General features: G+C 60.5%; 12 protein-coding genes and 1 pseudogene. 1 reads left to right on the top strand and 12 read right to left on the bottom strand.

Features of this window, described 5'->3' with window-relative positions:
• From VJ604_RS15555 to VJ604_RS15500, 12 genes and pseudogenes are all read right to left on the bottom strand, one after another.
• Positions 1-415: pseudogene (locus VJ604_RS15555) on the bottom strand (hypothetical protein); the annotation flags it as partial.
• Positions 416-428: 13 nt separating this feature from the next.
• Entirely contained in the window at positions 429-1,586 is a 1,158-nt protein-coding gene (locus VJ604_RS15550; RefSeq protein WP_324084083.1) for an S-layer homology domain-containing protein, read from the bottom strand.
• Positions 1,587-2,126: 540 nt separating this feature from the next.
• Positions 2,127-2,348 (bottom strand): hypothetical protein, encoded by a 222-nt coding sequence (locus tag VJ604_RS15545; RefSeq protein ID WP_324084081.1) that lies wholly within the window; start codon positions 2,346-2,348, stop codon positions 2,127-2,129.
• Between the two features lie 149 nt (positions 2,349-2,497).
• Positions 2,498-3,835, bottom strand: coding sequence for a radical SAM/SPASM family putative metalloenzyme maturase (locus VJ604_RS15540; protein ID WP_324084079.1), 1,338 nt, complete (start codon positions 3,833-3,835; stop codon positions 2,498-2,500).
• 2 nt (positions 3,836-3,837) lie between these two features.
• A complete protein-coding gene (locus VJ604_RS15535) occupies positions 3,838-4,035 on the bottom strand; it encodes a hypothetical protein (protein ID WP_324084077.1) in 198 nt (65 codons plus the stop codon).
• A 481-nt stretch (positions 4,036-4,516) separates the two neighbouring features.
• Complete coding sequence (locus tag VJ604_RS15530) at positions 4,517-4,696, bottom strand: hypothetical protein (protein WP_324084075.1); 180 nt, start codon at positions 4,694-4,696, stop codon at positions 4,517-4,519.
• A gap of 122 nt (positions 4,697-4,818) precedes the next feature.
• Positions 4,819-5,409, bottom strand: a complete 591-nt coding sequence (locus VJ604_RS15525; RefSeq protein WP_324084073.1) for a TetR/AcrR family transcriptional regulator — start codon at positions 5,407-5,409, stop codon at positions 4,819-4,821.
• Positions 5,410-5,507: 98 nt separating this feature from the next.
• On the bottom strand, positions 5,508-5,963 hold the full coding sequence (locus VJ604_RS15520; protein WP_324084071.1) for a TetR/AcrR family transcriptional regulator: 456 nt from the start codon (positions 5,961-5,963) through the stop codon (positions 5,508-5,510).
• 143 nt (positions 5,964-6,106) lie between these two features.
• The gene (locus VJ604_RS15515; RefSeq protein ID WP_324084069.1) at positions 6,107-6,385 is read right to left on the bottom strand and encodes a hypothetical protein; all 279 of its coding nucleotides are present in this window, start codon (positions 6,383-6,385) and stop codon (positions 6,107-6,109) included.
• A 39-nt stretch (positions 6,386-6,424) separates the two neighbouring features.
• A complete protein-coding gene (locus VJ604_RS15510) occupies positions 6,425-6,955 on the bottom strand; it encodes an AmiS/UreI family transporter (protein WP_324084066.1) in 531 nt (176 codons plus the stop codon).
• Between the two features lie 64 nt (positions 6,956-7,019).
• Positions 7,020-7,292, bottom strand: coding sequence for a DUF4242 domain-containing protein (locus VJ604_RS15505; protein WP_324084064.1), 273 nt, complete (start codon positions 7,290-7,292; stop codon positions 7,020-7,022).
• Between the two features lie 49 nt (positions 7,293-7,341).
• A complete protein-coding gene (locus VJ604_RS15500; RefSeq protein ID WP_324084063.1) occupies positions 7,342-8,562 on the bottom strand; it encodes a hypothetical protein in 1,221 nt (406 codons plus the stop codon).
• Positions 8,563-9,187: 625 nt separating this feature from the next.
• Between VJ604_RS15500 and VJ604_RS15495 the strand changes: the two genes are divergently transcribed.
• On the top strand, positions 9,188-9,867 hold a 680-nt coding region (locus tag VJ604_RS15495; RefSeq protein WP_324084061.1), incomplete at its 3' end, for an iron-containing alcohol dehydrogenase.

Below are 9,867 nucleotides of genomic sequence, written 5' to 3'. Positions count from 1 at the left end.
GCACGTTGCGGATGGTGGCGGAAACGGCGGTCCGGACGGAGTGGTAGCGCATCATCCCGTCCTTGACCAGCTTGTCGCTCACGATGGAAAAGCCGTTCAGGTACTCGGCGAGCGCCTGCTGGGCGACCAGCACTGCCGCCTCCTTGGCGAGCATCTCTCTTTGCGCCGGCGTCTGGTGGGCCGGGTTCCCTACCGCCTCCCCTGCGAACAGCAGCGCATCCTGCTGGAAGGCCGCCGCGTCGTTTCGTGTCCCGGAGGAATCGCCGGTAACGGTCAGATTCGAGTCGGCCAGCCACTTCTTGGCGCTTTCGAAGGTATCCGCTACCGGCTGGCCGGCTTCTTCGGCAACCGCGCTGAAGGTGAACATGGCAACGGTGGCCGCGACGAGGCAGACGAGGATCGCGAGTTTCTTCATCGGTGCTTCCTCCTTAGTTCAAGGCACTCATGTTGAGTTTGATCGCATAGATGGCTGACAGGGCGTCAGAGCCGCTTGCCGGGTCGTCGGGGCGGAAGGCGCCACCGGTGCCCCCTTCCATGATCCCGCGCGTGGTCACGGTGATGATCGCGTTGTAGTCGTAGTCGGTGGGGCGTACATCCGAGAAGGGGGAACTCTTCTGGCCGAAATAGGAGCGGGCCAGGCGGTCATTTTTCTCCATCCGCATCAGGAGATCTTCGCACACCAGGGCGAGGTCCTTCCTCTTGACCGGATCGGCGGGGCGGAAGACCAGGGCCTTGCTCGCCTGATCGAGGGTCGGCTCCAGCCCCCGGACGTGCCAGTTGAGGACCGTCTGGATCGCGCTCTTGAGAGGGTGCTCGTTGATGTCGATCGGCTGCGCAGGCGCCCCTCCATCCTGGGAGCGGGGGGCGTTGCCGAGCTTGAGTTCGGTGAAGAGGAGGGCGGCGAGATCCGAGCGGGAAACGGCCTCGTTGCTGGCGAGGCGGCGGGCGACATCCGGCGCGGAGGTGAGCAGTTGGGCCCGGCTGAGGCCATCGGTGGACTTCAGTTCGCGGTTGGCTATGCTTGCCCACTTGCCGCTCGGGTCGCGGGTGAGCCCCTTGGAGAACACTGCATGCGCCCGGTCGAAATCGCCGGACTCCCGGTAGGCGAGTCCCATGTGGTAATCGGCAGCGGCCACCGACTCGTAGTAGGGGATCTGGCGTCCGCCGGTGATGCCGAGGTCGATGGCATCCTGGTATGCCTCCTCCGCCTGGTGGAGCCAGTCCGGCTGCTTTTCGGTGGCTGCCACCCGCAGCATAGCCACCGCTAGGGTGAACTTGTCCTCGGCGGAGTCGGTCCGCTTCTTAGCCGCCTTGAGAGCTTCCTGCACCTCTTTGTCGGGTGCGTGCTGCTTGGCCAGCGCCAGGGCGAGGCCGGCATAGGGGTCGGCCAGTTTGGCGTCGAGCGACTGGGCGCGCTGGAACTTTTGGGCGGCCTCGGCAGCCCGGCCGTTGTCCAGGTCGATCATCCCCGAGATGTACAGGTATTGTGGACTGTCTACCAGGGCGGTGCGTTGCGGGGGCGTGGTCGCACAGCCGGCGAGTGCGGCGATGGCAACCATAACTGCGGCGATTCGTGAAACGGTCATGCGCGGGCCTCCTTTTTCAGGAAAAGGTTTGGCCACTCTCCCACGGAGTGGTGCGATAGAGTGTACCATGGAGGGTTAAACTTAAAAGACGTTCAGAAGTAACTTTTGAGTTAACCCGTTTGGTCTGCGAACCTGTGACTCACGGTAGGCAATTTATAACAGGCGATTAGGGAAGAAATGTGCAAATGTTGAGGAATTTTTTATGCTGTTGGGCCAATTAAGGTTTGCTTCCTTACGCGGCGTGGTAAAGAGAGGAAAAAAGCGGGGAACAAGATATTGTTGGAGGCGCAGAAGGGTTTGGTTATCGTACGGGTTGTCCGATCCGGGAGGTCGGTGCTGAAAAAACGGCCCTCGGTGCGGAGGCATCCGAAGATGCGGAGCAGGTAGGTATGAGGTAACTTAAGCGCCGTGAGGTACAGCCGGTTCTGATTGCGATTTAAAAAGCCCCTCGTCGGCATGGTGCCGAGGGGCTTTTTCGATTACTACCGCCAACAGATAGGTGTGAAGGCGAATCCCGCAGCTCTCCCGTGGTCGGCGTCTTTACTTCATCTCGTGGGGCAGATGGATGAGCTCGCACAAGCGGCATTTACCGTAGCGCGCCGGAAGAAAGGTCATGTTGACGGTGAGGCATTTCTTGCAGACCCAGAAGGTGCTGCCGGTGACTTCCCGGCCGGCGAGGGTGCTGAATCTCCAGCGGTAATAGGAATCCCAATCGTATTCCGGCTCCTGCTCTGCCTTTTCAATCAGCTGTTCCAATAGCATGACACCCTCCGCCATTAGCCATTTAACGGCATCTTCATTATCACATTTGTCGCTTCACACTGTCAGCTGCCGTAAAGAGTCAAGTCTAGCACCGCAGAGATATTGCACCAGCTGTAATACATTTTTCAATAGCAATGTTTACTCTTCTATTACGTCATGCACTGGAAGATGCCGGTGCACCACAGACAGGCGCCGCAGGGGACCTCTCTGATGTGACAGTCCTGCTCGAAGCTCTCGGTCTGCACGTAGTCGCAGGGGGCCAAGCCGCAGCTTGAGCAGTGAGGGTAGTCGTAGGCGATGACCCCCTCTCTGAAGGAGCGGAAGGCCTTGTCGTTCCAGATGTCCACGATGTCGCGCTCGTTGACGTTGCCGAAGACTTTAGGCTGCACCGGCTGGGACCAGCCGCTGGCGAAGCAGGTGTAGCGGTGCCAGAGGAAATAGCAGGGGGAGATTGCGCCGTTCCAGGTCACGAAGGCTCCTCCCTCCTCGACGAACCCGCAGTGGCGCGTCTCATTCAGTACGACCGACGGGAGTTTCAGTTCCAGCCCCAGCCGGTCCGCCACTTCCTGGGCCCGCTCGAAAACCTCTTCCACTTCCTGGTGCTCGCGCCAGTTCAGCCGCAGGAGCTTCTTCAGGTCCAGGAAGACACCTTTGCCCTCAGCTTCGGCCTTCAGGGCGTCCACCAGCGCGCAGATCCGCTGCTCCTCGGGCGACCTGCTGTACTTGACCACCACGTTATAGTAGCGGTAGATGTCGATCCCTTCCCGCTCCGCCTCCTCCCTCCACTTCCCGAACAGCTGGAGCGCTTCATCGCTGCAGCCGCCGTAGAGCGACTCGCAGCCGTGCTGTTGGTCGTAGGGGAGGGCGTGGGTGACCAGTGCGAAGCTCGCGCCGCGGCGCACGGCCCAGGCGAGCGCGTCGGGTAGCTCCCGCAGGTTCGCCCGCGTCACCACGAATTCCACGCCGATCTTGAAGTCCGTCCTGCCGGTGGTGCGTTTGGCGGCGGCGAGTGCGGTGAAGGCGTGCTGCACGTCTTCCACTTCGCCCCCCTCCCTGAGTTTGCGGAAAGTTTCCGGCGAAATCGAATCGATCGACAGGCAGAGCCGGTCCAGGCCGGCATGCAGCAGGGATACCGCTCGAAGTTCCGTCAAGAGCAGGCCGTTGGACTGAAACCCTATCCAACCATCCGCCGGCATCAGGCGCCGCGCCCGCCCGACGAAGTCGTCCAGTAGGGGGTTGATCAGCGGTTCTCCGATGCCGTTCAGGATCAGGGCGCTCAAGTTAGGGAAGGCAGGCTCCAGGGCGGCGAAGGTGGAGGCCGACATGTCCCCTTCGGCGATGCCGTGGTCGCAGCTCTGCTTGACGCACATGAGGCAGCCGAGGTTGCAGCGCGTGGTGGTCTCAACGAACAGCTTGGAAGGACGTGCAAGGAGCGCCGGGGAGCCTGTGGAAAGGTCGACCGGCTCCGCATGGCTGGCTTTCCTCATGCTCAACCCGCCTCTTCCGCCCCCTCGATGGCCCCTTCCAGACCCGGCGGCGTCATCAGCAGCTTGAAGGCATCCCTCATCAGGTCGGAGACCCTCCGATAGTGCAGGCTTTTCATGGTTTCGTGCATGGAGTCGAATTCCTCCGCGCTTACCCTCATCGAGATGACATGTCGCTTCACGCGCTGCTCGTCCCTTCTCATACAACACCTCCTGACTTTCTCTCGGGGCTCGCGTGCCCCATGGTTCAGCAGATGTAGAGCAATATCTTTGCCAACGTATACGTGAAGATAAAAAAGGATTTTATGGTTATGTGAGAGGTAGCTTCCGACGTCAAGTGGTTGAAATTACAGATGTGGTTGGTGGCGGGCTTTCAGCGGTAGGCCCAGGCGGCTTCGAACAGGGGAGAGTTGCGGAGGCGGCTCGAAAGGTGACAAATGGGGATTAACTCCGCAGTGCGAAATTTGTCCACATCTTGGTTTACTGCAAAACCGGCACATGCATTAACGTGTGACGCGATTTTCCTCACTTTTATCTCTTGGCCCGAGCGAAAAAATCCCCTTGGTACCTGATTTCACAAGGCGGAGATCGTGGACCCTGCCATGCCGCGCACCAAAAAAAACCCGCTCTCGAGACGGGGAGAGCGGGTTCTCAGCTGCAGCAAGAAGGACCAGGGGGAGGATGCTAGGCTGCCTTTTCATTCTCTTTCTTGACCGGGAGTTCCTCAAAGGTGGCCGGGTCGTTGTTGAGGCACTGAGGGCACTCCAGTGCCGCGAAGTTGGCACTCACGGTGATGGGGGTGAACTCCTTGGCGCTTCCCTGGAAATAGCAGATTCCACACTCGAACTTGCCTTTCTCGTCCATGGTTTTCTCCTTTGCTCCGTTATTCAGGATTGCTCCTGTTGTTCAACTTCTCTCACCTCGTCCGTCCCCTCGTATTGGAGGCGGGCAAACGTTCGTTTAATACGCATCCCAAAAAAAGGGACCTACTTGAGAATCCCTTTGGCGAAGATGTCCATGATGTGGCGGATCAGCTCCTCGTCCCGTTCCTGGGCATGGTCGACCAGTTCGCCGGTGGCCGGCTCCAGGAGGAAGTAGAAGTTGATCATGCCGGCCAGGGCCAGCACAGTGTCGGTCGGGTTCAGCCCCTCCCGGAACCGCTCGTGGGAGAGACCGTCCGAGAAGGTCTCGATCAGGATCTGCACCACCCCCTTGATGGCCGGCTTCACGATGGTCTCGAAGCAGGGGGTCGGGTTGGTCAGTTCGCTGGTGTAGAAGCGGAGCAGGTAGGGGTTCTTCCGGTACCTGGCGACCGTGGCCCGCACGTACAGTTCGAACTTCTCCATGGCGTCGCAATCCATGCTTTTGAGCTCCGTGACCCGCGTGATGGTTTCGAATTGTTCGTTCAGTACCGCCGCGTACAGCCCCTCCTTGCCGCCGAAGTAGTAGGAGATCATGGAGAGGTTGACACCGGTGGCGGCGGCGATCTCCCTCACCCCCACGCCGTGGAATCCTTTTTCGGCGAAGAGCGGGGTGGCGGTGGCTATCAGTTTGCTTCGGCAATCCATGTCGGCCATCTGTTCCTCATGCAATAAAAAGTGGCTGGCCTGTTGCAGAGCCGGAAAGGCTGGAACAGGCCGTGAGAGTAGACAGGGACCCTTTGACAGGCTCAGGTTTAACGGCTTTCCGAATTTGCCGACTCCACCAATGAGTCGGCATCAGAGGTCGAACCGCCCTCGGACTTTGCCAACTTGGCGAAGGAGTCTGCATCGTTGTTCAGGCAGCGCGGGCACTCCGGAGTGGCCGGATCAGCGCTGGCGGTACGCGGTACGAATTCCTCGGCTGCGCCGCAGTGAAAGCAGACACCGCACTGGTAGACGTACCGCTTGAATTTCTGCAGCGGAGGAAGCGGTTGTGCGGCAAGCTCGGCCACCTCCAGCATCCCGGAGAATACCTCGCGCAGCACCGCCTCGTAAAGTCCCTCTTTCCCCCCGAAGTGGTAGGAGATCATGGAGCTGTTCACACCGGCGGCCCTGGCCAGTTCACGGGTGCTTACCCCGTTCACTCCGCGACGGGCGAAGAGGGGTGTGGCAGCGGCGATCAATTGTGCACGGCAATTGTTATCTGGCATCGCTTCCAATTCAAACGTTTGATTGAAAGTTTACGCCAGCCGCGAAAGAATGCAACAAAAAAAGGGCCGTGGACGAGAAGGATTCGTCCACGGCCAACGGTGAACCAATCTCTTGGTTCAGGCAAACGGTGCCCAGGCGAGCTCTAGTGCGGCTGCTGCGCCTTCAGGTTGTCGAGCATCTGCTCGGCCTCTTTCAGTTTGTCCTCGATCTTCTTGAGGTCCTCGGCGGAGTAGGTCTTATTCCCCTTCTTGATGTCCGCGTTGATCTTCTTCATCTTGCGCTGGATGGCGTCAGCCCGGTTTTTGCAGTTGCCGGCCTGCAACTCGCAGATGTACTTGTCCTGCGGAGTCTCCTGCGCGAAGGCGGGGATGGTGTTCAGCATCAGCACGGCCGCCAGGGCGGCGATGGTCACTCTTTTCATAGCTTCCCTCCTAGTTATTCTCAAGAAATCCCGGCCTGCTTAGAACGGGAGCTTGCCGGCCGACAGCAGCATGAAGGACGGGATCAGCAGCCCCGGGAAGGCCCAGCCGATCAGGGAGTAGGCAAGCGACTTGGCGGAGACCTTGCCGTAGGCATTCAGCCAGACCTCGACGGTCAGCACCGTGTAACCGGCGCAGGCGAAGGCCAGGTAGTTGCTCTGCGGGGAGAGCGGCTTGCCGTCGGGGCCGGGGGCGCCGCCGGTGAAGAAAAGCGCGGTGTAGATGGCGGAGACCACCGCCACCACCAGGCTCACGTTGCCGACCGAACGGAGGTCCTCCAGGCCGGCCAACAGGGCGTAGGCCACCGTGCAGTAGAGGAGCCCGTGGGCGAACAGCAGGCCGCCGGTGAAGGGGTCTTTGAAAAGGGCGGTCTGCAGGAAGGCCCCGATGACAACCACCAGGCCCACGAAGCCCGTGATGGCGCCGGTGCCCTTCGCCTCGCCCTTGCCGAGGAAAAGGATCGCTACCGGTACCCACATCAGACTGATTGCAATGAGAAGTGCTAACGTCATGACGATCTCCTTTTATTGGAATTGCAGGTTGTTGAAAGTGATAGCAACTAACGAAAAAAATCGGTTATTCGGCGGTGGTCGGGTCGATCATGGTGCGCACCTGCGCCACGCTGTTCGCCGGGAAGCCGCCTTGCCGTGCATGCTCCAGCACGCTTTCCTTGTCCGGAGCGATATATATGCAGTAGATCTTGTCGTCGGTGACGTAGCTTTGCACCCACTGGATCTGGGGGCCGAGCCCCTTCAGGACGCCGCACGATTTCTGCGATATGGCTTGCAGCGTTTCCGGTGAAAGGTTGCCTGCTCCCGCGAGTTCTCGTTCGATCACGTACTTGGGCATGGTATGCCTCCTTTTGGTGATGATGCGGCTTCTGGTCGTCCGCTGCCGGTTACCAGTAGATGAAGGTGCCGATGGCGCCCATATTGCCGTTCTGGTGTTCGCCGTTGAACCACCTGTCCTGTGCCCAGGTGTACTCGGCCATCAGCTGCACGAAGCTGTTCACGTTGTAGGTGATCGCCGCCACTGCGGCCTGCTGCTTCATGATGTTGGCGTCGGTGTCATTGCCAGCCTTCTCGGCGCGGCTTTGCCCGTAGTTGAGCCCCAGCTTCCAGGTCTTGGTGAGCTGGTAGGTGGCCTGGGTCAGGAAGCCCCAGTTGGGACGCACCTGGCCGTCGGCGGAGAGGGCGTCGGCCCCGTTCATGCCGAGCATGCCGAGTGCCTGGCCGCCGTAGCAGGAGACCAAGAGGTCGAGGCCGTTGATGCTTCCTTCCAGGCCGCCGGCGCCGCCCACGGTATCCACGTGCTGTCCCGGCCTGATGGGCTGGGTGGTGGCGAAGCTGTTCCTTTCCCAGAGGCCGGAGAGCCAGGCCTGCGCCTTGCCGCCGGTGTAGGTGGTGGCCCAGGAGAGCTCGCTCTCGAAGCGCGGGATGTTGCGCACGGTGGCCGCACCGATGTCGCTGGTGTCGTTGACGCTGACCGCCCACTTCACGCCGGCCATGTCGGGGGTGGTGTAGCGGATCTGGGCGCCGAAGTTCGGGTAGAGGTAGCCGTAGCCGATGTGGCCCATGGTGGGGCCGCTGTTGACCGGGCCGACCACGCCGGCGCCGAACAGGGTCATGTCGGTCAGGATGTTCTTGCCCTGGTACAGGTTGAGGGCGCGTCCCGCCAGCACCTGGCCGAAGGAGCCGTCGGCGGTGGCGTTGATCTCACGGAAGTCGATGTTGGGGGAGATGTCGGTGTGGCTGCCACCGTTGTTCTGGATCTGCGGATAGATGCCGAGCCGGATCCCGTACTGAACGCCATCGACCACCGGCGACTTGATGTTGAAGCCGATTCCCACCGGCAAAAGACCAGTGCGGACCCTGAACTGCTGGTCCCTTTCCCCGGCGGCAGTCGGAGTGGTCACATTGCCGCCGGAACCGAGTTCGCCGCCGATCACGCCGGCCGGGCGGGCCTGGACCGACTCATAGGTGCCGAACACGTTGAGGAAACCGTCGGTGGAGAATTTCCAGCCGTTGGATCCGCCGATGTCGAAGGCCATGGCCGACGGCACCTGGGTGGTTGCCAGCAGCGACGCCGCTGCCAGTGCGGGAACTAACTTTTTCAGCATGATTCACCTCCTGGTTGTGATGACTGCATTGTTTCGTCTGCTTTCATTACACGACATGGCGGCGGTCTGCCGCGACCGCCGGGAGCTACCCGTCCGCTCCGGCTGAAGAGCGGAGTGGCTGGTCAGCCGGGGACGGGGAGTTTCTGGCTGTCGGGAGAAACTCCTGCCATGCCTTTGATGCCTGTACAGCGGTGGAACCTGTGCGGTGCGGTCATGCGTTGGTTGCGTCTGCGGGTAGTGGCCTCAGCGTGTGCAACAGTGGTGCCAAAAATAAAACAATGATTTATTCCTTGAATTGACTGCTCTTTCTGGTTTACTCTGGGCGGGCGCTGAAGCCCGAAAAGTGTGGATATTTGATGCACTTCTTGCTAACTGTCCGTAAAAACCCCTTTTTTGAATTTGTGGAGTACTGCCACAGCGTGGAGTAATTCTGCAAAAAGAGGGAGGCGGTGCGGCGAAAAGGGACGACGGTCGCGCGGTGGGTTCTGTTGACACAAAGATAGAACTTTGTTTGACCTTCTGGCATGGCAATTGCTATAATAATTCGACGGCTTATCCGCCTGTTTTCCGATGCCGAACTGAAATTCAATATAAAAAAGTTATATTCTGGAAGGAGTGCCGGAACATGGTGGAAGGTGCCAGCCATCTGCAGCATTATAAGTTCGAGGTGCCGGAGATCGTCTTCGGACGCGGCATGCTCTCCCAGGTGGGCTCCTGTGCCCGCCGTCTGGGCGGGCGCAAGGTCTTCCTGGTCAGCGACCAGGGGCTCTTCCAGGCGGGGTGGGTGGACCAGGTTATGAAGAGCCTTCTGGAGGCGGGGCTGGACTTCATCTACTACGACAACGTCACCTCCAACCCCAAGGACGTGGAGATCGAGGAGGGGGCCCGCGAGTACTTGAGGCACGGGGCGGACGTGATCGTCGGCCTCGGGGGAGGCTCCGCCATGGACGCCGCCAAGGGGATCGCCATCCTCTCCGCCAACGGCGGCCGGATCAAGGACTTCGAGGGGACCGACCGCATCATCAGGCCGCTTCCCCCCATGGTGCTCTGTCCCACCACCTGCGGCACCGGCTCCGACGTCTCCCAGTTCGCCATCATCACCGACACCGAGAAGCGCTGCAAGCTCACCATCATGAGCCGCTGCGTGGCCCCCGACATCAGCCTCACCGACCCCGACACGCTGAAGACCCTCCCCGAGGAGTACGTCTGCACCACCGCCACCGACGCCTTGAGCCACGCGCTGGAGGCCTTCTTCTCGATCGCCTCCACCACGCTCACCGACGTGCACGCCATCAAGGCGATCCG

This window comes from Geomonas sp. (assembly GCF_035254065.1).
Lineage (GTDB): Bacteria > Desulfobacterota > Desulfuromonadia > Geobacterales > Geobacteraceae > Geomonas.
Note: the sequence above shows the minus strand (reverse complement) of the source record. Positions and strands in the feature narration are given on the sequence as shown.

Coding starts and splice junctions, on each gene's coding strand:
- VJ604_RS15550 (WP_324084083.1), bottom strand. CDS start 1,586: ATGACCGTTTCACGAATCGCCGCAGTTATGGTTGCCATCGCCGCACTC.
- VJ604_RS15545 (WP_324084081.1), bottom strand. CDS start 2,348: ATGCTATTGGAACAGCTGATTGAAAAGGCAGAGCAGGAGCCGGAATAC.
- VJ604_RS15540 (WP_324084079.1), bottom strand. CDS start 3,835: ATGAGGAAAGCCAGCCATGCGGAGCCGGTCGACCTTTCCACAGGCTCC.
- VJ604_RS15535 (WP_324084077.1), bottom strand. CDS start 4,035: ATGAGAAGGGACGAGCAGCGCGTGAAGCGACATGTCATCTCGATGAGG.
- VJ604_RS15530 (WP_324084075.1), bottom strand. CDS start 4,696: ATGGACGAGAAAGGCAAGTTCGAGTGTGGAATCTGCTATTTCCAGGGA.
- VJ604_RS15525 (WP_324084073.1), bottom strand. CDS start 5,409: ATGGCCGACATGGATTGCCGAAGCAAACTGATAGCCACCGCCACCCCG.
- VJ604_RS15520 (WP_324084071.1), bottom strand. CDS start 5,963: ATGCCAGATAACAATTGCCGTGCACAATTGATCGCCGCTGCCACACCC.
- VJ604_RS15515 (WP_324084069.1), bottom strand. CDS start 6,385: ATGAAAAGAGTGACCATCGCCGCCCTGGCGGCCGTGCTGATGCTGAAC.
- VJ604_RS15510 (WP_324084066.1), bottom strand. CDS start 6,955: ATGACGTTAGCACTTCTCATTGCAATCAGTCTGATGTGGGTACCGGTA.
- VJ604_RS15505 (WP_324084064.1), bottom strand. CDS start 7,292: ATGCCCAAGTACGTGATCGAACGAGAACTCGCGGGAGCAGGCAACCTT.
- VJ604_RS15500 (WP_324084063.1), bottom strand. CDS start 8,562: ATGCTGAAAAAGTTAGTTCCCGCACTGGCAGCGGCGTCGCTGCTGGCA.